Below are 26,737 nucleotides of genomic sequence, written 5' to 3'. Positions count from 1 at the left end.
AATCTATTATGAATTTTTTGGCGGTATTCTTTTTTTATTGAACCACTTCTGGGTATAAAAGTTTTAAAACGTCCATTGTCAAGCGTCTACCCTGTCCAGCGTATGGATACACATGCATGTGCATGGCTGGATTAAAGTTCGCTTCGATAATCCCGTACGTTAAGCTATCACGTGTGCCTTTTACGTCTTTGTCAGGAATGATTAAATCAATGCCACAAATTTTGGCTCCTAAAGCAGCTACGGCCTCAATGGCGATTTGTTTATAACTATCATCAATGACATCGGTCATATCAATCGAATCCCCGCCCGTGCTAACATTAGAATTTTCTCGCAAGTACACGATTTGCTCTTTTTCTGGCACAGAATAGATAGTTAAACCTTGTTCTTTCAACATTAGTTTTTCTAAATCATTTAACTGGATTAACTCTAGTGGTGCACGGTGATTGGTCCCCCGCAATGGATCACTATTTTTAGCGGCCACCAATTCTTCTACAGTGTGTTTACCATCTCCGGTAACATTGGCTGGCACGCGCAACATGATGGCTTTTACATCATTATCTAACACAAAGAACCGATATTCTGTTCCAGGTAAAAACTCTTCAATTAAAACCGCTGTGTCCTCTTTAAAAGCAATCCGTAACGCTTCCGTAAAGTCTTCCAACGAAGCGCCTTCTTTAAAAATGGTAATTCCTAAACCGTAATTCGTTGATTTTGGTTTCACGACAAACGCTTTATTGGCGTAGCGTAAATGTGCTTCTTGTGCCTCAATAAAAGATGAAAATTCTTCACCGCCAGGCACATGGAACCCTGCTGCAGACAAAATTTTCTTTGTCACGGTTTTGTTTTCCATAATCAATGGTACCACGTAGTTATCTTTGCTAGTCATGTTGGCATTTTTGACGTATTCAATGTGCTCGCCATGTTGCAGTTTCAAAAATTGCTCTTGTTCATCTAAAATTTCGATTTCCAAACCTTTTTGAATCGCATCAAATAAGAAAATTTGTGTGGATAATTCCATCTCACGGAAACCAGCTAATTGATAAGGGCGTTCAAAGGCCATACTTTGATATTGGTTTCCAAAAATATTTCCCAGTTCACTGTTGGAGTTTTCTTGAATAATCGTCCACATTTTGCCAGAAACGGTGTCTTGTGGATTCCGCAGTTGTTGATAATACTTACCGACAACTTCTTTGCCTTTGCGAATGCCTAGAGCATCTAACATATCAATCATTTCTGAAAAAATCCGATCGCCTTCTGCAATTAACTTAATCGTTTCATGAGGATGACCAAGAGCCACTTGTTCATTAAAAATATCGCCAGTTTTTACCCATTCATCCGCTTCTTCTTTTTCATCTGTCCACAATAAATACAACATAAAATAATGTAAGAAATCCACAGTATCTTCCACAATGCCTAAACGTGAAAAAGGATTTAAGTCTAAATTACGCAACTCGATATAGCGAATACCTGTTTTAGGCAGATCAGACATTTGTTTCCCACCACGTAAGCGCACAGGCGCATAAAATTCTTTTTCTTCAGAAAGTAAACCATTTTCCACCATGCGATGAATATCTTCTAAATAGCGTTCCAATGAGGCATACGATACTTTCACATTGTCATGATTTCTGTAGCCATACGTACTATTCCGAATACTGCGAATGGGTTCTTGCGGTTGGTCGTCATAGACTCTAAAGTAGCCGTCTTCACTAACTGGTGAAGCCCCAAAAAGATACGTAATTAACCAGCGATAACGTAAAAAGTTACGGGCAACTTTCATGTACACTTTCGTTTTAAATTGTTTGCAATCTGTCACTTCGGATTGTTCATCATATAATTGCTGAATCAGGGCTTGGTCATATTCAAAATTAAAATGAATTCCGCTGACCATTTGTTTTCGTTTGCCATACTCTTTTGCCAAATAACGACGATATAACACCGCATCATATTGATCTAATTTAGCGATTTTAATCTCTTCATCTTTTGTTGGTAATTGTGGTGGCATACTTAATGGCCACAACATTTCATCTTCTGGAATCGAACGACGAGCCACATCGTGAATGGCATCTAAAAAACGAAGCATTTCTGTGCCGCTATTTGCTACAGGCGTGATTAGTTCTAATTGTGTTTCACTAAAATCTGTTTGAATATATGGATGATAAGAACGGTTACCAAAAACCGTTGGATGATCAGTTGTCGCTAAAAGCCCTTCTCGTGTACTACGTTGGTTTTCTTTTTCTAAACCAAAACGAGCCATCAATACGTAAGGACGAACATTTTTCTTTTGCATTAATTCTCTATAATTCATCTTGTCGCCTTTCTTTCTACAAACTATCTGTTTCTCTTACTATTATATAGGAAAACGAGTAAATATGCTGTTTTTTTGAACGTTCACTCGGGAATTTTCGAGACACTTTTAGAGAGCGCCTTTTTCCGTTATACTGAAAACAACTAGTTTATAGAAAGTGGGGATTGCTCATGAAAAATCGTGCATTACTTTTAATTGACTTTCAAAAAGGCATCGAAAGTCCGTCGCAGCAATTGTACCGTCTACCAGCAGTGTTGGATAAAGTCAATCAGCGTATTGCTGTCTACCGCCAACACCATGCGCCCATTATTTTTGTTCAACATGAAGAAACCGAATTACCTTTTGACTCAGACTCTTGGCAACTTTTTGAAAAGCTGGATGCACAGCCCACAGATTTTTTCATCCGCAAAACACATGCGAATGCCTTTTACCAAACAAATTTAAATGATTTATTGACGGAACAAGCCGTTCAAACGTTAGAAATTGCTGGTGTCCAAACCGAGTTTTGTGTGGACACTACAATTCGGATGGCTCATGGTTTAGGCTATACGTGTTTGATGACACCGAAAACCACTTCCACCTTGGATAATGGACATTTAACCGCGGCACAAATTATCCAACATCATGAAGCTATTTGGGCTGGCCGCTTTTTGACTTTTTTGAGCCTGTGACAAAAATCACTTTGGATTTTTGTTCCGGGCTCAAAACCTGATAAACGGCGGGAACAGAACCAACACTACGCGTTGCTTCGATCACAACAACTTCTAAGGTGTTTTCTCGACATGCGTCTCGTCACAGTACAGCCTTCAAAAGAGCTACAGCTCTAAGAGTTGCGATGTTTCACTGTGAAGCATGAACAGATGAAATCATCGTACCTACTTGGTGAAGGTCCTTCGGAACTTACAAGGATAAAACTGTGACGAGCCTTTGGCGAGAAAACAATAAGTCGAAATTGACTTTCTCACACAAGTGTTCGGCGCATCTTAATCCTTCCAAGTGTTGAGAATCACGAAGAACGTAGTGATTCGATGATGAACAATACCTACTTGGTCTCCAAAAATTAAAGAGCACCGGGTCCTTCAATTCTAGCATGTTCCATGCGTAGAAATTGATGCGAACGAAACGGAGTGTAGTGTATCATGCAACATCAACTCGTTCCTCGTTGTGTTTTATGACAATTTTCGGAAATTCCTTCTTATTGCTGAGAAACACTATTTGCAAAGCAAATAGATGTTGAACAGTACCTACTTGGTTCTCGGAGCTAAACGGTTCTGTCCCGACCTCTTTTCCAAAAAATTGTTTGTTCACTATGTTTTCTTGTCGTATTTCATGTTAGTATAAGGAAAAAGTGTTCAGTTGATTAGTTGAAGATTTAGAGTGTGGGACATAAGTCGATTAGGCTTGTCTCTCATGTTCTGTCTTTTTTTATGTCATCATTCACTAAACTAATAAATAATTGGAGGTATTTTATGAACAAATTTTTTACAGCCCAACGTTTAAAAGACACCGCCTATGTAACAGTCGGTGCATTCATTTTGGCCATTTCAATCAATGCGGTCTTATTGCCAAATAAACTTGTCGCAGGCGGAGCCAATGGCATTAGTATTGTTATTAATTATGTTTTCGGGATTAGTCCCGCCATTGTTCTTTACGCCATCAATATTCCTCTTTTAGTGCTTTGTTTCTTACTTCTTGGGAAAGAGGTCGGTGTCAAAACCATTTATGGCAGTCTTATTTATCCATTTTTTGTAGGAATTACTTCGGGGATGCCTGTTTTAACACATAATATTTTTCTTGCAGCATTATTTGGCGGTATTATTACAGGTGCTGGCCTAGGCTTGGTTTTCCGTGGCAATGCTTCAACTGGTGGCACAGCAATCATTTCACAAATTGTCAATAAATACTTCAAAGTTTCCTTAGGTATTGCTATTTTATTCGTCGATGGTTTAGTCATTTTATCAGCAATGTATGCTTTTAATGCAGATATTGTGTTATTCTCTTTAATTTGTTTATTTACAATTGGTCGTGTCGTTGACATGATTCAAGTTGGTCTGGTTCGCTCGAAGAATGTGATGATTATTTCACCAAAATATGTCGCTATTCAAGAACGCTTATTACGTGAACTAGATAAAGGTGTGACCTTGGTGCCAATCGAAGGCGGTTATCGAAGCGCGAAAGGCATGCTCTTAATGACCGTCATTCGTGAAAAAGATTTTCCCCGTTTAAAAGAAGCTATTCTTGATATTGATGAAGAAGCCTTTTTGATTTCAATGAGTGCAAGTGAAGTCTACGGGAAAGGATTTAGCTTGAAAAAAGTAGCTGATTCTTATGGTGTTGAAGCAACTAATGCCAATAATTTACAATAGTTTTTTGTAGGAAAAGAGCCGCAAAATCTGTAGAGATTTTGCGGCTCTTAATTTATACTCTATTGTTCAGTCATCTTAAAAAATTCAATTTCTTTATTCAGTTCTTCGATTAATTCGTTTTCATCGGTTAATGTTAAGATTTTCATTCCTCGCTCTATTAGTACGCTATTTTTTTCACAAATTCCCATTCTAACAAAATAAACGCCTAAAAAGTCATATCGTTTTAAATCTAGTGCTAGTTGTTTCATTCGAAGCAAAACATTTTCACACTCAGCCATCTTACAATTTTTCAAATAAATGGTTGATAAATTAGTCAATATAGATATTTCAAGATCTTTAATTTTAGCATATGTACTGTATTTCTTTAAAGAATACAATAACTTATCGGATATGGCTTCGATTGTTTCAAGTGGGAAATAAAACAAAATACCATTAAGTAAGCGAATCTCATTATAATACCATACATCCATTTTCTCTAATCTAGTCCAAATTTGACTAATTAGCAGTTTCGATTTGCACACATTGCTACTCATTGATTCTAATTGGAAGGCTAACTGAGCTTTTAATAGCATCTGAATATCTTTGATATAATAATCATCCGTTATTTTTAAAAATTTTTCGCATCGTTTTAGTAAGTCCTTGATATTCACTTTGTCTGTATTATTTATTAAAGAATTGAATTCTTCAATGATACACTCTCTTTCCTGGGGCTGATAAACATTACATATATACTCGAACTCAGAAAAACTCATATTTATTTGTTGTAATAAATACTCCATAGTTTGATAACTGGGCATTATTTTACAATTTTCTAATTTGGATAAGGTTGTTCTGGATAATGCTTCATGACAAATTTTTTTCTGCGAAATACCTTTAGACTCTCTTACCTCCTTATAAACTTTCCCAAAATTCCATTTCACCACCATCACTCCTTTTTATAATACTTGTGACTAAAGTGTACAAACTGATTTTTTCTTAATTTTATTTGTTAACATAATTCTAATCAAAAATTCAGAAAAATACAAATATAGACTGGAGGTGATTAAATTTACCAATTTTTTGATAGACAATTTCACACTTTTAGACTATTCATAGAAAGGACATCCCACCTCGATGCTTAAATTTTTATTCAGTAAAAATCGAAAGTTATTCCTTGCTACATTTCTGATGACATTACTTTTCGCTACCTACAAACCGATTTTTTCGCTACTGATTTTATTCGACTCAAATTATATTAAACAAGAACAAACTTTACCTTTTTACATCTTAGTTTGTATCAACTTAGGAATTCTATTTAGTCTTGTTTTAATTAATTTAGGATCACAAATTGTTCAACAACATTTTTTTGCCAGTTCTTTAAAAAAAATGAATAATCAAATGTACCAAGCTTTGATTCGGTTACCGCTGGCTACTTTAATAAAAAAATATCCTACAGAAAAAGTTGTTAAAATAATGACGATTGACAATCCTTTTGTGATAAAAAAATATCTAGGTGCGCTAATTAGTTTGATTTATTTTATTTGTTCATTTTCTCTAGGTTCGCTATTAATTCTAACAATTAATTGGCATATTTGGCTCTATTTATTAGCCTTAACGTTGATTTCTTTTTTTACAACGAAACATTTTGTCAAAAAAATCGCTATATATCAAAAAAAATTTAATGATTCACAAGCTAATATTGTACAAACATTGCAAGATATTTTTGAAGACTTAGCAGTATTAAAAATTTTTTCTATTGGCAAACATCTCTTTCCTCGTTTTTCTCAAAAAAACAAAGAAGCTGAAAAACATTTTTTCAAGAATAATTTTTTCCAATCAACGATAACAGTTATTAATGATACTTGTGGGTGGTTTATTCAAATTGGTTTGTTATTAATAGGTATTTTTTTAATTCGCCAGCAAGAATTGACTTTTCCCGAACTATTAGCGATAACACAATCTGTCGAAACAATTACTACTCCTATTTTTTGGCTCTCAACTGTATTAACAGAACTTTATTCTACAAAAGAGATTCGCAAAGTTAATGATGTCTTGCTTTCCACCGAACCTAAACTTCTTCATTCTTCTATAGTTCCCAAAACAATTTTATTTAATAATGTTTTGATTACTTATGAAGAAAAAAATATTGGTCCGATTAATTTAGAATTATATTCAGGAAAAAAGTATATAATCATTGGTAAAAACGGAAGTGGAAAATCATCTTTCCTAAAATTATTGACACAAGAGATAAATCAGTATCAAGGAAAAATATTATTGAATCAACAACAAGAATTACGCACAGTCGACTTCTCGACAATGATTGGCTATGTTTCCCAAAAAGCCAAGCTTTATGATGGGACAGTCGCAGAAAATATTACTTCTTTCAATAAACCTAATAAAGAGAAGTTACATGAAATTGGTAAAAAAGTTTTTGGTGCCAATTTTGAAATAATTTCCAATCAATCTACTGCCACAATCAGTGGTGGTGAGGCTATGTTAGTTTCCTTGGCTCGGGCGCTATATGAAAATCGTCCATTTTTATTGGTAGATGAACCAACTTCTTCAACAGATAAAGAAAATACTGAAAAAGTTTTATCCCTATTAGCTGAAAGTTCTAAAACAGTCCTTGCTGTTCTTCATCATGTAAACAATGATATTTCTAGTAAATTTGATGAAGTAATTCAAATGTAAAAGAATATACACCATTTTCAAAGTTAGACTTTTTAATCTAAGTTTGAAGAATGGCGTATATTTTTGTTTGGTTATAATATTTTTTCTGTAGAGATTTTGCGGCTCTTTTTACATCTTCATCCAGACAGGTTCTAAGCTATTGCCATCCAAATCTTGCACTTCTAAGCCATACATTTGCTCTTCTGGTATTCCCATATCAACTCGGTAACAGTTGCCTCCGTTAGCTTTGGCGGTTTCGCCAAACTGTTTTACGGCTTCGGCACTCTCTAAACTAAAGGAAATTAATGCTCCACTGGTTGTTTGCGCATCAATAATTTGCTTTTCTTGGATAAATTTTCCATAAAAGTCATGGTTCAACAACATAATCCAAAATTGATCATCCCACATCATCGAACTAGCTTCCTCTGTTGAAAATTCTTCGTTCTTTTTGAATCCAAGTTTTTCATAAAATGCTGTAGAACGTTGGACATCCGCTACTGGGAAGTTAACAAAAACCATTGTGCCCATGTGATTCATCCCTTTCTTTTAATCATCTACGACAGCTAACTGTGCGTTGCGACAAAATCAACAAGCTTGTTTGATTTATACTAGCATATTCATAAAAGAAATGTTACTAAAACGTTTTCTTAAGGTAATTCTCGATAAGCCAAGTGCTGAATGATTTCACTATGTTGTGGATAATCGTTTAACAACTCCGCTTGAGTAAATAACTCGAAATCTTCAAACTCAAAGCCTGGTGTAACCACACAACTGACTAACGCAAATCCTGTCGCTACTGTAGAGCCAAAGATTGTGCCGGCAGGAACTGAGAACGAAAGCTGTTGTCCTTGAACTAAGTCTTTCCCTAACTGAACAGCTTGATACGTTCCATCAGGAAAAATACAGTGAACGGTTAACGGCTGACCATCGTGAAAAAACCATAATTCATCCGCTTTTAAACGATGAAAATGTGACGGACTTTCTGTATTTAATAGAAACAAAATCGCTGTATGCAACGCCCGTTCGCCTCGTTTGGTTGGAATCAATTGTTCACTTTTATTGGTTTGTTTAAAATAACCGCCCTCAGGATGCGCTTCTAATCCTAACTTCTCAATCCACATTTGTTCTGTCATCTTCTCCCTCACTCCTTCATTTTTTCAGAAACGATTTAGGAAGAACTTAGAACATCCGTCCTAATCCTAAAATAAACGGCGGGACAGGAGTAGCTTCTTCATTCTTGAAGCTAAATACTCCTGTCCCACGTTCTTCCCAAACCTGTTATTTTCTACAACTAAACATCTTTTAATAAGCCTTTAAATAAGCCCATTGCGAAATCGTTGGCATTGAATGGTTCTAAATCGTTAATGCCTTCACCTAGACCAACTAATTTCACTGGCAAGTGTAATTCATTCCGAATAGCAATGACAATACCACCTTTGGCTGTTCCGTCTAGTTTGGTTAAAACTAAGCCAGTGACATCGGTTGTTTCTTTGAACTGTTTAGCTTGTGTCATCGCATTTTGCCCAGTAGTTGCGTCCACGACTAAGAGAACTTCGTGAGGCGCATCTGGAATTTCTCGTTGGATGACTCGTTTAATTTTTTCTAATTCCTTCATTAAGTTGACTTTGTTTTGTAAACGACCTGCTGTATCCACTAGCAAAACATCGGCCTGTTCTGCTTTGGCACGTTCCACTGCATCGAAAACGACCGCTGCTGGATCGCCGCCAGCATTCCCACGCACAACTTCAACGCCAGCCCGTTCACCCCAAACAACTAATTGATCGATGGCGCCCGCTCGGAACGTATCGGCAGCGGCCATTAAAACTTTCTTTCCTTCCAACTTGTATTGATGGGCTAATTTACCAATGCTGGTTGTTTTACCAACTCCATTAACACCGACAAATAAAATCACGGTTAAGCCATTTGGCTGTAAGTTAATTGCATTATTTTCATTAATTCCTGCTTCTTCATACAAATCAACCATTTTTTCAATGATGGTATTTTGAACTTGAGCTGGTTTTTTCACGTTTCGCAGTTTCACTTCTTGTCGCAAGGCTTCTGTAATTTTTAAGGATGTATCAAAGCCTACGTCTGCACCAATTAACGTTTCTTCTAATTCTTCAAAGAAATCTTCATCGACGCTTCGGAAATTAGCAAACAATTCGTTCAACCGTTGACCAAATGTTTTACGCGTTTTTTCCAAGCCTTTTTCATATTTTTCTTGGACCTGCTCTTCTTTTGACTCTTCAATTTCTTCTGAAACCTGCGTGTCTGTTGGTTCTGCCAACGGAGTTACGACACTACTTTCTTCCTCAGGCGCTTCCACAACAACTTCTTGTGTTTCCTCTGTCAAGATTTCTTCTGGCTCTTCTTCTAACGCTTCTTCTACATCAGCTAATTTTTCCATTTCAGCGTTATCTGTTAAATCGGCTGTTTCTGCAACTTCTTCTGCTGCCGTTTCTGGCGTTATTTGCGCCTCTTCTGTTGCGGTTTCTTTTGATTCAGCAGGCGCTGATTCATCACTAGGTGTTTCGTCTACTGTTTCTTCAATTATCTCTTGTTTTTCTTCTTCCTTTTTTTCAGCGGAAAAAGCTTTTTTAATTTTATCAAAAAATCCCATTCTTATTGGCCTCCTTCCAACGGCGTTAAAATATATTTTTCGACCGCTTTGGCAACGCCATCTTGGTCATTCGTGTCTGTAACGACATCTGCAGCTTCTTTAACTAATGGAATCGCATTTGCCATGGCGACACCTAAGCCAGCGTATTCGATCATCGGTAAATCATTTTCTTCGTCCCCTAAGGTCATGATTTCTTCTGCACGGATTCCTAAATCTTTGGCTAACAAGGAAATACCATAGGCTTTCGTAATCCCTTTTGGCATAAATTCTAATAAGTTATTTCGCGTTTTAATAATTTCAAAGCGCTCATAAAAGGAGGCCGGAATTTCCTTGATGCGTTCATTTAAATACGCTTCATCAATCGCAACAACAACTTTGTTATAAATTCGGTTCGGGGTTAACTCTTCTAATTTGTAGGACTCAAAGGTTAATAATTTGTTTAGAGAACTATAAATTGAAGGATAATTAGGTGCAGAAGGCAGTTGCATCACGACCTCATCGGATAAGACATCAAACGGCATGTTGAGTGTGGTTGCTAATTGGTACAGCTCATGAATCGCTTCCAAGGGCATCAATGTTTTCTCAATAATGGCTCCTGTATCATTTTTTTGAACCAACCCGCCGTTAAAAGTAATGCTATAATCGCCTTCATCTTGTAAACCTAATTCTTCTAAGTAAGGACCAATGGCTGCCAAAGGTCGACCTGTGCAGATAACAACTTTCACGCCTGCTTGTTTCGCAGCCATCAGTGCTTGTTTATTCCGTAAAGAAATCTCTTTTTGGCTATTTAATAATGTTCCATCTAAATCAATAGCAACTAATTTTATCAAACGTTCGCTCCTCCTTGCTTCTGGCTAATTGCTTTTTTCAATTGCGCCACCTTCTTTGACCTCTTCCAAGCGAACTGAAACGATTTTTGAAACCCCAGATTCTTGCATAGTCACGCCATATAAAACATCTGCGGCTTCCATTGTCCCTTTACGATGCGTCACCACAATAAACTGTGTGCCATCTTCAAATTCGCTTAAATAATGGCCAAAACGAGCAACGTTGGCTTCATCTAAAGCTGCTTCTACTTCATCTAAAATACAGAACGGAACGGGTCGAACACGAATAATTGAAAAGAGTAACGCAATCGCCGTTAATGCCCGTTCGCCTCCAGACAACAAGCTTAAATGTTGTAATTTTTTCCCTGGTGGTTGCGCCTCAATCTCAATCCCTGTATTCAAGAGATCCTCTGGGTTGGTTAGCACCAGTTCTGCCCGTCCGCCACCAAACATATTAGGAAATACCACTTTAAACTGGCCACGAATTGCTTCAAAGACTTCTTTAAACCGTTCTTTCACTTCTTGGTCCATTTCATCCATGGTTTCAAATAATTGTTCTTTCGCATTTAATAAATCATCTCGTTGACTGACTAAAAATTGATGGCGCTCATCGACTTGTTCAAATTGCTCGATGGCACTTAAGTTAACAGGTCCTAACCGCTCAATTTCTTGTTTTAGGCGTTTCACTGTTTGCTGCGCTTGCGCTAAATCATCGATTGGGAAATACGCTTCATAGGCAGCTTCAAAGGTTAAGCTGTATTCTTCCTGTAAGTAACTTAACGAGCTATCTAATTGCATTTCTGCACGATTTTTTAGGACTTCAATTTGTGTTTTATCTGCTAAATACTGTTGTTGGCGTTTGTTTTCTTCCGCTAATTTTGTATCTAACTCGTCTACTTCTTCTTGCAACGCTTGTCGTTGACTACGTGCCGTTTGTAAAGACGTTTGCAACGCTGTTTGTTTCTCCGCTAATTGCGCGACTTGTGCCGCTAAGCCTTCTTCGGTTAACTGGTGATCGCTAGAATGGCTACTTAATTGTTGTAGCTGTTGACGGATGGCCGTTTCTCGAATCAACAATTCGTCCAATTGTTCTTGTTTGTCTTGCTTTTGACGAGCAAAATGGGCACATTGTTCCGCCGCTACTGCTTGTTCTGCTTGAACTGTCGTCAAGCGTTCTTGCGCTTGGGCTTTAAAGGTTTCCATTTGGCTAGCTTCTTGTTCCACTTGTTTCATTTCAGCATCTAAACGTTCTTTCGTTGCCGTTAAGTTTGCTTGTTGCTCTGTCAATGTGGCTTTTTTCGTTTGATATTCGGTTAAGAATTGATGCAATTCCCGTGATTCATATTCAAACAGACGTTTTTCTTTTGTTAAACGAGTAATCGTTTCTGTTTGATTGGCTAATTTATTGTCAATTTCTTGTTGTTTTAAGCGATTTTGTTCACCAGCAGAGCGCAACATTTCTGCACGTTCCGTGGCTGTTTTCACTTCTTGCGAGAGCGCTTGGACTTCTTGTTCCACACTTCTTAGTTGTGTTTCTAATTGAGTCATTTGTTCAGTAATTGTTTGAAGTTCTTGCGCTTGTGAAAATAGGCTTCCTTGGTTGCCACGTTTATTGGCTCCCCCAGTCATCGAACCGCCAGGATTCATCACATCGCCTTCCAATGAGACAACACGATATTGGTAATTGACTAATTTTGCTAACTGGTTGGCACTCGTTAAATCTGCCGCTAAAATCGTGACGCCTAAGAGATTTTGAATAACGGTTTGTACTTGTTCTGGATAACGAACTAATTCACTGGCAATCCCTACGAAGCCCGGTGCACCAGCCAAACGATTCTGAACCATCGCCGATACAGAACGCGGCTTAATGGTAGTCAATGGTAAAAAGGTTGCTCGGCCACTGTGTTGTTGTTTTAGGAAGGTAATGCCTGCTCGACCATCTTTCTCATTTTCCACAACAATATGTTGCGCCGCACCACCTAAGGCCGTTTCAATCGCCAACGTATATTCTTTAGGCACTTCAATTAACTCAGCCACTGCGCCAACAATCCCAGTTAATTGGTTTTTGTGACGCAATACAGCTTTCACGCCTTGATAGAAGCCAGCGTAATTTTCTTGAATTTCTTGCAAACTTTTTTGGCGTGCCTTCGCTTGTTGCACTTGATTCATCGCTTGGTACATATCATTTTGACGCTGTGCTAATCGTTCACGTTTGGCTTCAAGCGTTGCTTTCAACGCAGTGTATTCTTCCAGCTGTTCTTGTAAGCCTTGTTTTGCGACTTTTTGCTCTTTTTCTAGCGTTTCTTTCATTGCAAGAGCTTCAACCATCTGTTCTTCTAGCGCTTCGTGTTTTGCTAACGATTGTTGATTTTTAGCTGTTTCTTGTTGATATTGTCGTTCTAAATATTTTAAGTCATTGGCTGTATTGGCTTGCTCTTGCATGACTTCCACATACTGACTGCGCAATTCTTCCATTAATTCTTTAGAAGACTTACTATATTTTTCCACATCTTTCGTTGCCAAAGCCAATGCTTCTTTTAACGTCTGACGTTGTGCCGTTTTTTCTGCGATTGCTGTTTCCAGCGTCTGCAATTCTTCTCGATAACGAACAATTTTTTCGGCCGTTTCTGCCAATGTCTCTTCGTATTCGCTTGCCGTTTGGGAGGTGTGTTTGGAACGTTCAATTAAAACATTTTTTTGTCCTTCTGCTTGTTTCAACGCTTCTGTCACTTGTAATAATTGTTGTTGTTCCGTTTCAATTTGTTCATCTAAACGATTGCGCTTGCTTCGTAAACGTACCAATTTGCCTTCTAAGTCATGGACTTGCTTACTTGCGCCAGCTAACTTTTCTTCAATGGCTGTTAATTCTTGCGTTTTCGTTTCCCAAATAGCTTTTGCTTCTTGAATTTCGGTCACAGTTAAATTGACATCAATTTCGGTAAGTTCTTCTTTCAAAGCTAAATACTTTTTAGCCGCATCTGCTTGGGCGGCTAGAGGAACTAATTGGTCTTCCAACTCGTAAATGATATCTTGGACACGGCTTAAGTTGTCCTCGGTTTCGAAAAGCTTTTGTTCAGCTTTTTTCTTTCGTTGTTTGTATTTTAAAACGCCCGCTGCTTCTTCAAAGATCCCTCGACGGTCTTCAGGTTTACTATTAAAAATCGCTTCAACTTTCCCTTGTGAAATAATTGAAAAAGATTCTTTGCCTAACCCTGAATCCATAAATAAATCTTGAATGTCTTTTAAACGGCACGCTTGTTTATTAATAAAAAAGTCACTTTCGCCCGTTCGTTTTAAACGACGGGTGACACTAATCTCACTGTAATCCAATGCTAAATAATGGTCGCTGTTGTCTAACGTCACGGTAACTTCCGCAATATTTAGCGGCTTACGACCTTCCGAACCGGCAAAGATAATGTCGTTCATTTTGCCACCGCGAAGGTTTTTCGCAGATTGTTCACCTAATACCCAGCGAACGGCTTCCGTGATATTACTTTTCCCACTTCCATTCGGACCAACCACTGCTGTCACATCATCTTCAAATTCAATAATGGTTTTATCTGCAAATGATTTAAATCCTGTAATTTCAATTCGTTTTAAATACACGAATATTGCTCCTTCCAGCCTTACTGAGGAATACTTTTCAGTGCCCGCTCAGCGGCATCCTGTTCAGCTAACTTCTTCGATTTTCCTTGGCCTAACCCAATGAGTTCACCATTCATGTAAACTTCAGTGAAAAAGGTGCGGTCATGAGCAGGGCCTTCTTCTTTAATTAAGCGATATTCAATTGAAACATCGCCTTTGCGTTGTAAAACTTCTTGTAATTGTGTTTTGTGATCCATCTCATGTGAAAAAGCACCGGCATCAATTTTCGGAAAAATAACGTCTTCAATAAATTTCTTGGCTGCGCCAACTTTTTGGTCTAAGTAGAGGGCACCTAAAAAGGCTTCAAATAAGTCACATAATAATGATGCACGTGTTCGTCCGCCCGATGCTTCTTCTCCTTTACCTAATAAAATGTAGTTGTCGAAGTGACATTCTTTCGCAAATTTGGCTAAACTATCTTCCCGAACGATGGCTGCGCGCATCTTCGTTAATTTTCCTTCTGGAAGTTCTGGGAATTTTAAATACAAATATTGTGAAACAATTAATTCTAAAACTGCATCTCCTAAAAATTCAAGACGTTCATTATCGGATAATTTTAAATAGCGATGCTCATTCACATAGGATGAATGAGTAAAAGCTTGCTCTAATAGATTGACATCATGGAAAACAATGCCGTAACGTTCTTTTAACTCTGTTGTTAACTGATTGTCCATTCTCCACATTCCTTTACATTTATTTACACCTTGTTTCATTATACTTTTTTTTTCACTTTTTTTAAATGGTTCTATTCAGAAAAAGCCTGTTATTTACTGTGTTCTCATTATTTTTTAGAAAAAAATAAATAAATAGAGCTGCGACTGAGATAAAAGCGTTTGTTTACGTAAGAGATAGAAAGAGCGTGGGACAAAAATCACTTTGGATTTTTGCGCCACGCTCAAAAACTGATAAACGGCGGGAACAGAAGCAACTCCTTCTTATTTCTCGGAGTTAAACACTTCTGTCCCGACCTCGTTCTATCTCTATTAAATCAGCGGAACGTTGTTTAACGTTTTTCCGCAGTGACACCCACCGTTGCCCATGGATTATCTTTCGTATCAACTGCCCACGTAAAGTCAACTACACGGTCGTTGACAGGCAAGACTTCATTTCTGTAAAGCGTTGGGATTACAAACGCTTCATCAATGGCATACTCTTGCCAATCGTAGAAGGCTTTTTTACGTTTTTCTTCATCAAATGATGCTTTTGAATCGATCGCATCAAGTAATTTAGTATTTTCTTCTGACTCAAAACGTGTGTAGTTAAAGGCTGAGTTTGGACCATATAAGCCGGTTGGTGAAGGATCTGAACCTGTGCCCCACGCGCCTTGATAGATATCTACTTCTGGATCATCATTTTTCAATTTATCATAGAATGCTTGGAAATCAATTAAGCGTCCTGTTGTATACGTTACGTTTAAGCCAATTTCTTTCCATTGTTGGACATAGTAATCAGCAAGTGGTTGTGCAGTTTCGCCACCTGACATTGAAGCAAACTTGATTTCTAGTGGTTTGCCTTCTTTGTCTTCGCGAATGCCATCGCCGTCTACGTCTTTATAACCAGCATCGTCTAATAATTTTTTCGCTTTGTCTAAATCAAGCGTATAGCCTTTCGCTTCGCTATCATGCAAGCTCTTGAAGACTGGTGGAATTAACGTTGTTGCCCCTGTTCGTAAGCCGTTGTAGAATTTTTGGCCGACTGCATCATTGTCAATTGCATAGCCCATGGCTTGACGTAAGCTTTTATCTGCCATTTTAGCTTTTGGATTGTATTTCACTGTATTTGTTTCTTTGTCAAACGTACCCATTTTAAAGCCAATATACGTGTAGGCTTGTTCGGGACGTCCTAAGATTTGATACCCTTCTGTATCTTTGTAGGTTGGATACGTATCTGTTGGCATTGATAATGCAATATCGTATTGTTTCGCTTTCATTGCTTCTACAATGCTCGCAGAAGGAACAGATTTGAACACTAATTTATCTAATTTAGGTTTGCCACCGTAGTAGTACTCATTTGGTAGGTATTCAACAGATTCACCTGTCACAATATTACTCATATAGTACGGTCCAATAGTCACAGGGTTTTTACGAACTGCATCGCTTGATTCCATGTCTTTAACAGCAATTCCTTCAAAGGCATGTTTTGGTAAAACTGAACCCCAAACACCGCCACCTAATTGTTGCATTCCTGGGTGAACTTCTTTGTAAGTGATTTTAACTTCTTTATCATTGACTTTTTCTATGCCAGAAATGGTTGGCGATTTACCATCATGGTAGTCTTCCATGCCAACAATATTCGTAAAGTTATCATCATAACGAATCCCTGTATAGTCTTTATGACCAATGACTTCATAAGAGAAAATCACGTCATCGGCTGTCACATCTTTACCGTCAGACCATTTCAAATTGTCACGTAATTTAATGGTCGCTGTATTGGCATCTTCATCTAATTTCAGATCCGCAGGACCCCCATCGACAATCTTAAAGTCTGCATCATTGTTAAATAATGGCTGTACCGTTGGAAGCATGTATTGTGCATCATAGTTGTCTTGATAAAATTCTTGCTGGAAAAGTCCTTGGAATTGTGTATCCATAACTACAGCGACATCTAATGTCCCGCCATCAATTGCTTTTTTATCATTTTTAACAGCGATTGGCATTTTTGAAATATCTTCTGTTTCCGTTGCTTTATTGCCCCCGCCTTTATTGCCGCCACCACATGCAGCTAACCCGAATACTAACACAGAAGCTAACGTGATTGCACCTAAAATCCGTTTCTTGTTCATCTCTTTTCCTCCCTCATTTTTTGGCTAATTAGCCTAATCGTTGTCGTGCATCTGCTGAGCGCTTAAATGCTTGTCCAACATAGTTTATACTTAACATCAAGACTAAAATTAGAATTGATGCAGGTAACCAAACCCATTGTTTATTGACTAATACATCCCCACTGCTGGCGTAGCCAATTAAGGTTCCTAAACTTGGGACACTTTGTGGTAACCCGAAGCCTAAGAAAGTTAACGTTGTTTCGATCCCGATATTGGCCGCGAAATTAATCGTTAAGTTCGTAATAATTAATGAACTTAAATTCGGCATAATTTCTCGAAACATAATTTTAAAATCGCTTGTTCCCATTGTCTTAGAGGCACTAACGTAATCTCGGCGCCCTTCAGATAACGTTTTACTGCGGAACAACCGCGCTTTTCCAACCCAATAAAACGCACACATAATCCAAATAAAGGACCAGATACTATATTTAGGAATCACAGAAACGAACACAATAATAATTAACATAATTGGCAAAATCATAATAAAATCCACGATACGCATCAAAACATTATCAATCATGCCCCCATAATAACCGGAAATAATCCCTAAACCGACCCCGATAATAGACGTAATAATCGTAATGGCAAAACCGATTAAAATCGAGTTCCTAGCCCCGATAATCAATTGTCCTAAAACATCACGACCCCCTTCATCGGCACCTAAAATGAACTTGGTGCCATTCATTGTAACGGTACCTGGTTCCGCATACTTATCTAAAATACTTACATGCATAACGGCACTTTGGTCTAACACTAACGAACCGATAAAAACGGCTAATAAGATAATGACCAAAAGGATTAAAGAAAACATCGCCATTTTTTCTTTGACGAATTCTCGCGCAATCATCCGAAAGCCCATTGGTGGAATACTTTCTTGTAAGACTTCTTCTCTTTTTTCTTCTGTCAATTCCATTTTTATCACCCTTTCTTCGTGTTTTTTCTACTGAATTCGAATTCTTGGATCAACAATACTCATTACAATATCAGAAATTAAGGTTCCGATAAGGGTTGCCAATCCCAAAATCAACACGAGAGCGGTAATAACGGAATAGTCACGTTGAATGATACTATCAATAAATAATTTTCCAATTCCTGGGAAAGCAAAAATCTTTTCAATAACGACTGATCCGGCAATCAAAGCAGTAATTTCATAACCTAATTGAGAGGCAATTGGTAATGCTGCATTTCTAAAAATGTGTCGATTAAAAATTTTATTCGTTGGCACTCCTTTTGAACGAGCAGTACGAACAAAGTCCATGTTTTTAACATCAATCACTTCACTGCGCAAATATTGAATAGTGACCGCTGTCCCTAGCAACGCTTGAGTGACCCCTGGTAAAATTAAATGCTTCAGTTTATCTAAATAATACGGCCATGTTCCCTCAGCCAAACCAACAGTCACGGTTCCACTCGTTGGGAACCAGTCTAAGCGATACCCAAAAATAAAGAGCATAATCAAGGCAAAGATGAATAATGGCACGGCAAAACTGAAGAAGTTGTAGATAACCACCATTTTGTCAAACCATGAATTTTGGTAACGGCCAGCAATTAAACCGAAAGGAATGGCGATTAAATAAGTGATTATGACTGATACAGCGGCCAATGCAATCGTATTCCCCACCCGACCAGCAATGAGCGTGGACACAGGTAATTTAAAGATAAAACTATGCCCAAAATCTCCATGTAAGGCATTGCCAATCCAACGGAAATATTGTTCGTACCAAGGATCATTTAACCCGGCAGCTTCGCGCATGGCTTCAATCACTTTCGGGTCTTGGTTCGGATTAATCAATCCTGTAAACGGATCACCTGGCATCATTTTAGCCAACAGGAAAATCAAGACACTTAAAATAATCACTTGCGGAATCATCAATAACAAACGGCGTAAAATTGTTTTCCACATTATTCAGCACCTCCATTTTTTAACGCTACTTGGTGGGTTGGACTAATCGAATGTAAGTTATAAACCCGCCCATTTTCATCATAATAGTCTTTATGATTTTCCCGATACTCTTGCTCAACTCTTCTTCGTTCTTCTTTGTGAGCTTCTCGGTTCGCTACGTCAATTTTAGGAATTGCTGAAAGTAAGCGTTTGGTATAAATGTGTTGTGGATTAGTGTAAATATCTTGGCGTGTACCGATTTCTACAAAACGGCCTTTGTACATAATGGCAATGTTGTCACACATATGTTTAACTACGCCCAAATCATGGGAAATAAATAAGTAACTTAACCCATATTCCTGTTGAATGTTTTTCATAAAATTCAGTACCTGTGCTTGCACAGATAAGTCCAGTGCTGAAACAGGTTCATCCGCAATAATTAATTTTGGGCTGGTAGCCACCGCTCGGGCGACGCCTAAACGTTGGCGTTGTCCACCAGAAAATTCATGAGGATATTTGTACAACGCATCTTCTGGCATCCCCACAATATCCAACAAACTTTTGACTTTTTTCTTTTCTTCTTGGTCACTTAACCGTTCAAAATTTCGAATTGGTTCGGCGATAATATCTAGTACTCGTTTTTTAGGGTTTAAACTTGACATCGAATCTTGGAAAATCATTTGGACATCTTTGTTGTATCCAATCGCTTTTCGACTTCGCGGCTTGGTTACATCTTGTCCTTGATAAATAATTTCACCATTTGTAATTTTTTCTAAACCAATAATTGCTTTTCCTGTCGTTGATTTTCCAGAACCCGATTCACCAACTAACCCATACGTTTTACCTTGTTCAATCATGAAATCCACACCATCAACCGCCAAAACATGATCAGTGATTCGATTGAAGAAGCCGCTGCGAATTGGATAATGAACTTTTAAATCTTTAATTTGAATAATTTCTGTCATTACGCTTCCCCTTCCCCGTCTCTAAAATGAAAATGTTTATAACATGTACAACGAACATAATGATTCGGTGCAACTTCATGTAATGTTGGATTTTCTTCATGTTCCGATGCATCAATCCAAGGAATTCGTGGGGCAAACCGACAACCTTTTCTAGGTAATTTGGTTAACGAAGGAACAATCCCTTCAATCACATGAAGTTCTTCTTCATCTGAATTCTCTTGGGGAATGGACTGAAGTAAGGAACGTGTATATGGATGTTTCGGATGACTAAACAATTCTTCAGCAGTGGCTACTTCTACAAACTGACCCGCATACATAACCGCTACACGATCAGCCATTTCCGCAACTACACCTAAGTCATGGGTAATTAAAATAATGCCGCTTCCCGTTTCTTCTTGTAAATCTTTTAACAAATCGAGAATTTGTGCCTGAATGGTAACGTCTAAGGCCGTTGTTGGTTCATCTGCAATTAAAATCGGTGGTTTACACGCGATTGCAATGGCAATAATCACCCGTTGGCGCATGCCGCCAGACAATTCATGAGGATACTGTTTCCCGACACGCTCTGGGTTGGGAATCCCCACTTGATCTAACAGTTCAATGGCCCGTGCTTGTTTTTGTTGTGCGGTCATTTTGGTATGATACGTGAGACTTTCTTTAATTTGGTCTTCAATTCGCATGAGCGGATTCAGTGCAGATAACGGATCTTGGAAAATCATCCCAATATCGTTTCCTCTGACTTTGTTGTACAATGTTTCATTAAACGTAGTTAAGTTTAAATTGTTGTATAAAATTTCCCCAGTAATTTTGGTATGATTGGGATCATGTAAGCCCATAATCGTTGTTGCTAAAGTACTTTTTCCACAACCAGATTCTCCGACGATTGCCAGAATCTCATTTTTCTTCAATTCAAATGAAACATCATCGACGGCATTATAATAATCATCTTTGATTCTAAATGCTGTTTCTAATCCTGAAACCTCTAGTAATTGTTCATTTCCTTGCATCCATACGCACCCCTTACGTCCTTTCAAAAACATTATATAAATTAACTAATATTTAATGATAGCACTTTCTAATTTTTATCAATGTTAATTTACAGCTCATTGTTTTTTCATAATTTTATAGAATTATTCCATAAAAAGCAAGATAAAATAACTTTTTTCGCAGTTATTTTTTTACATGTATGATTTTTTTTACAAAAATATGTGTAAAAATAGCCTTATTGCTTAATAAAATAACCATTATGTACGCAAAAAAAGTCGATCAACACGAATGTCAATCGACTTTGTCTTATTATTTTTTATGAATTACTCACAATATAATCTACAGCGGCACCAACTGTTTCAATTTTTTCTGCATCTTCATCTGAAATCTCTGTTCCAAATTCATCTTCAAGTTCTAAAACAAACTCCATTACGCTAATTGAGTCAGCGTTCAAATCATCTTTAATGTTTAATTGATCTGTTACTTGATCCGCTTCAATATCAAAGTGGTTTGAGATAATCTTCGCTACTTTTTGAAGTACTTCTTCACGAGTCAACTGTATTCACCTCCACTGCTTTTGAAAAAAGGTTCTTTCTTTTACTAAAACGCTAAGATACATTGTACTCACAATTTGGGTATTTGTCCATCTTTTTTTCATTTGAGTAACAAACTGATGTCAAGACAATTGCAAATTACTCTGCTTTGCCTTCATAATATTCCACTAGTTGTGGGACAACTTGGGTTTCTAACATTGTATGAATTTGACGAATGGTGTAGCGGACGGCATCAGGACCCGTGGCCCCATGCGTTTTAATGACTGGCGCTTTTAAGCCAAATAAAACCGCTCCCCCATGTTTTGAGTAGTCCATTTCGTCTTTCATGCCACGCAACGCATTCTTTAATAATAAGGCGCCCATTTTTCCTTTGACACCTTCAGAAAGAATCGCTGTTTTCAGCAAGCTCATCATGTTCATAGCTGTGCCTTCGATGGATTTTAAAACGGCATTCCCTGTGAAGCCATCTGTCACCACCACGTCAGCTACGCCATTTAATAATTCTCGTGCTTCAACGTTTCCGACAAAATTAATCGTTTCATCTGCTGCTAACAATTCGAAGGCTTTTTTCGTTAATTCACTGCCCTTTGTTTCCTCAGTTCCGTTATTTAATAGACCGACACGAGGATTCTGAACGTTCCGAACTTTTTCAGCATAGAATGAACCTAAAACGGCATACTGAACCAAATGTTCTGGTTTATTGTCTGCATTGGCTCCTAAATCTAACATGTCAAACCCTTTGTCTGGTTCTCCCATGACAGGTAAAGTTGACATCAAACCGGGACGTTCCACATTTTTGATGCGGCCGACAATGAACAGACCCGCTGCTAATAGCGCTCCGGTGTTGCCTGCAGAAAAAATCGCATCGGCTTCCCCATTTTTAACTGCTTGCGCTGCTAAAACCATGGAAGCAGTTTTCTTACGACGGATTGCTTTAACTGGCTCATCGTCACTAGCAATTTTTTCATCGGTATGAATAATCGTAATGTTTTTTTCATCGGTGATGTATTTTTTTATTTCGGCTTCTTTTCCATATAATTGAAATTCAATGTCTGGGAAGTCTTGTTTGGCTAGCATAACCCCTTCAACAATTGCTTGTGGGGCGTTATCTCCACCCATTGCATCTACAGCAATTTTCATGAGTGATTCCCTCCTACTTTTTTGTTTCCTAACAAGTATAACATATTTTTTTCAAAGAAATACGCATTGGCTTTTACTTTCTGGCTTCAAAAATTACCTCTTCTAATCGAAAAATTGGGCCGCCTCATCTTGGGGTTTCACTCGATTGGCTAAGCCTTGATAAGCAGGATATTGCCACCACTCTTTCACTTTCCATAGGGCACTTGCTTCTTGGCGCGCAACTTCTAAAATGTTAAAGTCCGTCACGATATCTCCTACCGCAAATTGAGGCACTCCTGATTGCCGTGCTCCGAACACTTCCCCAGGTCCGCGAAGTTCCAAATCACGCTCACTCAAGACAAAACCATTGGTGGTTTCTGTCATGATTTTCATACGCTCAACGCCCATTTCATTTTTCGGATTGGCCACTAAAATACAATAAGATGCACTGGAGCCACGCCCAACACGGCCCCGTAACTGATGTAACTGTGCTAACCCAAACCGGTCTGCATCCATAATTAACATCACTGTGGCATTTGGTACATTCACGCCAACTTCAATAACGGTGGTAGAAACCAATAATTGCAGCTGATTGTCTTTGAACTCCTGCATAATGTCATCTTTTTCTTGATTTTTCATTTTACCATGTAGTAATCCCACTTGATATCTTGGGGAATAAAAGCTTTGCATATGTTCAAAAATTTCTGTTGCGTTTTTCACATCTAAGGCTTCTGATTCTTCAATCAATGGACAAATAATATAGGCTTGATGTCCTCGAGCCAGCTCTTTTTCCATCCATTCTAAAACAGTATCTAACTGCGGCGGCCGAATCCAACGTGTTTCGATTGGAATCCGTCCAGCTGGCATTTCATCAATGATTGATACATCCATTTCGCCATAGGCTGTAATTGCTAACGTTCGAGGAATCGGAGTGGCCGTCATAAATAGAACATCTGGTTTTAAGCCTTTTTCTCTTAATATTTTTCTCTGATTCACACCAAAACGATGTTGCTCATCGGTGATTACCAAACCTAATTGATGAAAACTGACATCTTGTTGTATCAAAGCATGGGTCCCTACCACAATGTCAATCTCGCCATTGGCCAGTTCTTCGAGAATTAGACGACGTTCTTTCGTTTTGGTGGAACCTGTTAATAAGGCCGTTCGAACTTCTAATGGATCAAACAACTGCTGTAAGCTTTCCATGTGTTGCTGCGCTAAAATTTCAGTCGGAACCATCAACGCTCCTTGAAAGCCAGCGGTCATGGTGGCGTATAGCGCAATCGCAGCCACTACCGTTTTCCCACTCCCCACGTCACCTTGAAGCAATCGTTGCATATGCTTTGGACTTCGCAAGTCTCGACAAATTTCATTGGTCACTTTTTTTTGGGCGCCTGTCAATTCAAAAGGCAGTCCTTGGGTGAACGTTTTTAAGCGATCCACGTCATATTGAATAGCTAAACCATTTTTTTCCGCTTTTTCTTGTTTCTTCAATCCTTGCATTTTAAGTTGGAAAAGGAAAAACTCTTCAAAGACTACTCGTCGTTTAGCTTGATGGCTTTCTTCTGGATTACTGGGAAAATGCATCGCCCACATTGCTTCTTTTCTAGGCATCAAGCGGTACTTTTCTAATAAATCATTTGGTAAAATCTCTTCAATCAGTGAACCATACTCTTCAAAAGCAGTGCGGATTAACTGAACCAACGTGCTTTGGCGGACTTTTTTATTCACATGATAAATGGGGGCGAAATCTTCATTGTCTCCTTTAGAAGCTAAGATTTTCATGCCATTTAATGATTTTCTCTTGGCATCCCATTTGCCATAAACAGCAATTTCTTCGGAAAGAACTACTTTGTCTTTTAAAAAAGGTTGGTTGAAGAAGGAAACATTAATGACCGCATGTTCTTGCATCATTCGAAACGTTAACCGGCTCTTCTTATAACCATACCGACTAACGACTGCTTCCGAAACCACTAGCCCTTTTAGCGTAACTTTTTCCTGATCCTGAATCTCACTTAAATCCTTTTCTTGGATATCATCGTAGCGGAAGGGATAATACGTCAATAAGTCTTCAATTGTAGCAATCCCCAGTTCTTGTAAATTTTCAGCACGTTTTGGGCCAACACCGGGCAATACGCTGACTAAATCTGTGATGTCCATAAAATCCCCTCCTCATTAATATACGCAAAAAAATGGATCATTCATTAAATAGGCTGGTTCATTAGCCCTAACTAATGAACCAGCCTATTCGTTTTTATTTTTTCATCACGAAAACCTATTCTGCTGAGAATAAGTATGGATACACAGGTTGTCCACCTTCATGAAGTTCTGTTTCTAGTTCATCGTTTTCAGAAACTAAAATAGCGATTAGCTTTTCAGCTTCTTCAACCGAACCATCTTCGCCGACAATAATTGTCACGATTTCAGTGTCTTCATCGATCATGCGGTTCAACGTGTCTAATGATGCATTAAAACGATCTGCTTCAGAAACGACGATTTTACCATCAATCATTCCTAAGAAGTCATCTTTTTTAATTTCAACGTCATCAATGGTTGTGTCACGAACAGCTGTGGTTACTTGACCACTCACAACGCTGTCTAACATTTCCGTCATACTTGCTTTGTTTTCTTCTAATGATTGTTGATCATTGAAAGCTAACATTGCTGTCATTCCTTGAGAAATGGTTTTAGATGGAACAACCGCTACTGGTACATCGGCAACTTCTGCTGCTTGATCAGCCGCCATAAAGATGTTTTTGTTGTTTGGTAAGATAATGACTTGCTCTGCATTCACTTCTTTGACTGCTTTTAAAATATCTTCCGTACTTGGGTTCATTGTTTGGCCACCACTAATAATGTAGCTTGCACCTAAACTTCGGAATAATTCTTGAACGCCTTCACCGGCTGCAATAGCAATCACAGCAAACGGTACGCGAACTTTTTCAGTCAACGCTTCTTGCTGAGCATCGCGTTCAACTAACGTTTCATGTTGTAAACGCATATTGTCTACTTTTATTTTTACTAACGAACCAAATTTTTGGCCGTAGTTCATCACTTCACCTGGATGCTCAGTGTGTACGTGAACTTTGATAATTTCGTCATCGTTAACGACTAATAGAGAATCGCCTAGTTCATTTAAGTAGTTTCTGAATGTTTCATAATCAAAAGCGCTGTCCACGGTTGGGCCTTCGCCGATACGAACCATAATTTCTGTACAATAGCCAAATTTAATGTCTTCTGTCGCAACGTGGCCACTAACACCACGATGATGTTCAGCATTCACCATTTCGTCCATTTCGGCAGGACTTGGTTCATACGTTTCAGTTGGTAAAAATTCACCACTAAGCGCTTCTAAAAATCCTTCATAGATAAATAGTAGTCCTTGACCCCCACTATCTACAACGCCGACTTCTTTTAGGACAGGTAATAAATCAGGTGTTTTCGCTAAGGCACGTTTAGCACCTGCTACAACAGCTGTCATAACTTCGATACAGTCATCTGTTTCTTTCGCTTTACGTTCACCAGAACGCGCCGCTTCACGAGAAACAGTTAAGATTGTTCCTTCAACGGGTTTCATCACTGCTTTATACGCTGTTTCTACACCATGTGTAAAGGCAGCGGCCAAGTCTTTGGCATTTAATGTTGTAACCTCAGGAATTTGTTTTGAGAAGCCGCGGAATAATTGAGATAAAATAACCCCAGAGTTTCCACGAGCACCCATTAATAACCCTTTGGATAACGCACCTGCTAATTCTCCTACTTTTTCAGAGCGAGAATCGGCCACAGCCTTTGCACCACTGGTCATTGATAAGTTCATATTTGTTCCTGTATCACCATCGGGTACAGGGAAAACGTTTAATGAGTTGACATATTCTGCATTTGTGTGCAGACGAGTCGCACCTGCCTGGACCATTTCCTGGAACTGACCTGCGCTGATTTCTGTTACATTCACCTAAAAAATCCTCCTTCAGATTTACCGCTAACGGCAACACACGAC

The 26,737-nt window shown here is 38.4% G+C and carries 20 protein-coding genes; 3 read left to right on the top strand and 17 right to left on the bottom strand.

Features of this window, described 5'->3' with window-relative positions; genetic code table 11:
• Positions 1-34: 34 nt before the first annotated feature.
• Complete coding sequence (gene gshAB / locus AB3I34_RS11170) at positions 35-2,305, bottom strand: bifunctional glutamate--cysteine ligase/glutathione synthetase (RefSeq protein ID WP_002354955.1); 2,271 nt, start codon at positions 2,303-2,305, stop codon at positions 35-37.
• 170 nt (positions 2,306-2,475) lie between these two features.
• On the opposite strand from gshAB, the gene AB3I34_RS11165 reads away from it, so the two are divergent.
• Positions 2,476-2,976, top strand: a complete 501-nt coding sequence (locus AB3I34_RS11165; RefSeq protein WP_002415453.1) for a cysteine hydrolase family protein — start codon at positions 2,476-2,478, stop codon at positions 2,974-2,976.
• Positions 2,977-3,774: 798 nt separating this feature from the next.
• Positions 3,775-4,671 (top strand): YitT family protein, encoded by an 897-nt coding sequence (locus AB3I34_RS11160; RefSeq protein WP_002368434.1) that lies wholly within the window; start codon positions 3,775-3,777, stop codon positions 4,669-4,671.
• Between the two features lie 59 nt (positions 4,672-4,730).
• Here AB3I34_RS11160 and AB3I34_RS11155 read toward each other — a convergent pair whose 3' ends face one another.
• A complete protein-coding gene (locus AB3I34_RS11155; protein ID WP_002415662.1) occupies positions 4,731-5,597 on the bottom strand; it encodes a helix-turn-helix domain-containing protein in 867 nt (288 codons plus the stop codon).
• A gap of 187 nt (positions 5,598-5,784) precedes the next feature.
• Between AB3I34_RS11155 and AB3I34_RS11150 the strand changes: the two genes are divergently transcribed.
• A complete protein-coding gene (locus AB3I34_RS11150; RefSeq protein WP_002415661.1) occupies positions 5,785-7,341 on the top strand; it encodes an ABC transporter ATP-binding protein in 1,557 nt (518 codons plus the stop codon).
• Positions 7,342-7,449: 108 nt separating this feature from the next.
• Here AB3I34_RS11150 and AB3I34_RS11145 read toward each other — a convergent pair whose 3' ends face one another.
• The 15 genes from AB3I34_RS11145 to AB3I34_RS11075 all read right to left on the bottom strand — a co-directional run bounded on the left by AB3I34_RS11145 (position 7,450) and on the right by AB3I34_RS11075 (position 26,692).
• The gene (locus AB3I34_RS11145) at positions 7,450-7,848 is read right to left on the bottom strand and encodes a VOC family protein (RefSeq protein WP_002354951.1); all 399 of its coding nucleotides are present in this window, start codon (positions 7,846-7,848) and stop codon (positions 7,450-7,452) included.
• A 119-nt stretch (positions 7,849-7,967) separates the two neighbouring features.
• Positions 7,968-8,453 carry a cupin domain-containing protein gene (locus AB3I34_RS11140; protein ID WP_002381091.1) on the bottom strand — a complete coding sequence of 162 codons (486 nt, stop codon included), beginning with the start codon at positions 8,451-8,453 and terminating at the stop codon, positions 7,968-7,970.
• 158 nt (positions 8,454-8,611) lie between these two features.
• Positions 8,612-9,940, bottom strand: a complete 1,329-nt coding sequence (gene ftsY, locus AB3I34_RS11135; RefSeq protein WP_002415660.1) for a signal recognition particle-docking protein FtsY — start codon at positions 9,938-9,940, stop codon at positions 8,612-8,614.
• A 2-nt stretch (positions 9,941-9,942) separates the two neighbouring features.
• Positions 9,943-10,770, bottom strand: a complete 828-nt coding sequence (locus AB3I34_RS11130) for a Cof-type HAD-IIB family hydrolase (RefSeq protein ID WP_002359053.1) — start codon at positions 10,768-10,770, stop codon at positions 9,943-9,945.
• Positions 10,771-10,794: 24 nt separating this feature from the next.
• Positions 10,795-14,373: a chromosome segregation protein SMC gene (gene smc, locus AB3I34_RS11125; RefSeq protein ID WP_002361019.1), complete on the bottom strand. Its 3,579-nt coding sequence runs from the start codon at positions 14,371-14,373 to the stop codon at positions 10,795-10,797.
• A gap of 20 nt (positions 14,374-14,393) precedes the next feature.
• A complete protein-coding gene (gene rnc, locus AB3I34_RS11120) occupies positions 14,394-15,086 on the bottom strand; it encodes a ribonuclease III (protein ID WP_002354946.1) in 693 nt (230 codons plus the stop codon).
• 329 nt (positions 15,087-15,415) lie between these two features.
• Positions 15,416-17,194: an oligopeptide ABC transporter substrate-binding protein Opp2A gene (gene opp2A, locus AB3I34_RS11115; RefSeq protein ID WP_002408275.1), complete on the bottom strand. Its 1,779-nt coding sequence runs from the start codon at positions 17,192-17,194 to the stop codon at positions 15,416-15,418.
• A gap of 28 nt (positions 17,195-17,222) precedes the next feature.
• Positions 17,223-18,146 (bottom strand): oligopeptide ABC transporter permease Opp2C, encoded by a 924-nt coding sequence (gene opp2C, locus AB3I34_RS11110; protein ID WP_002415659.1) that lies wholly within the window; start codon positions 18,144-18,146, stop codon positions 17,223-17,225.
• 27 nt (positions 18,147-18,173) lie between these two features.
• A complete protein-coding gene (gene opp2B, locus AB3I34_RS11105) occupies positions 18,174-19,136 on the bottom strand; it encodes an oligopeptide ABC transporter permease Opp2B (RefSeq protein ID WP_002354943.1) in 963 nt (320 codons plus the stop codon).
• Positions 19,136-20,080 (bottom strand): oligopeptide ABC transporter ATP-binding protein Opp2F, encoded by a 945-nt coding sequence (opp2F, locus tag AB3I34_RS11100; protein WP_002415658.1) that lies wholly within the window; start codon positions 20,078-20,080, stop codon positions 19,136-19,138. Before opp2F ends, opp2B begins: the two co-directional genes overlap by 1 nt.
• Positions 20,080-21,120, bottom strand: coding sequence for an oligopeptide ABC transporter ATP-binding protein Opp2D (gene opp2D / locus AB3I34_RS11095; protein ID WP_002367425.1), 1,041 nt, complete (start codon positions 21,118-21,120; stop codon positions 20,080-20,082). Before opp2D ends, opp2F begins: the two co-directional genes overlap by 1 nt.
• A gap of 263 nt (positions 21,121-21,383) precedes the next feature.
• On the bottom strand, positions 21,384-21,623 hold the full coding sequence (gene acpP, locus AB3I34_RS11090) for an acyl carrier protein (RefSeq protein ID WP_002354939.1): 240 nt from the start codon (positions 21,621-21,623) through the stop codon (positions 21,384-21,386).
• Positions 21,624-21,759: 136 nt separating this feature from the next.
• Positions 21,760-22,761, bottom strand: coding sequence for a phosphate acyltransferase PlsX (gene plsX / locus AB3I34_RS11085; RefSeq protein ID WP_002354938.1), 1,002 nt, complete (start codon positions 22,759-22,761; stop codon positions 21,760-21,762).
• Positions 22,762-22,863: 102 nt separating this feature from the next.
• A complete protein-coding gene (recG, locus tag AB3I34_RS11080) occupies positions 22,864-24,900 on the bottom strand; it encodes an ATP-dependent DNA helicase RecG (RefSeq protein WP_002415657.1) in 2,037 nt (678 codons plus the stop codon).
• A gap of 115 nt (positions 24,901-25,015) precedes the next feature.
• Positions 25,016-26,692 (bottom strand): DAK2 domain-containing protein, encoded by a 1,677-nt coding sequence (locus AB3I34_RS11075; RefSeq protein ID WP_002354936.1) that lies wholly within the window; start codon positions 26,690-26,692, stop codon positions 25,016-25,018.
• Positions 26,693-26,737 lie beyond the last annotated feature (45 nt).

It is taken from the genome of Enterococcus sp. C102(2024), from assembly GCF_040888205.1.
GTDB lineage: Bacteria > Bacillota > Bacilli > Lactobacillales > Enterococcaceae > Enterococcus > Enterococcus faecalis.
The sequence above is the reverse complement of the archived record's forward strand: the minus strand, read 5'-3'. Positions and strand labels throughout refer to the sequence as shown.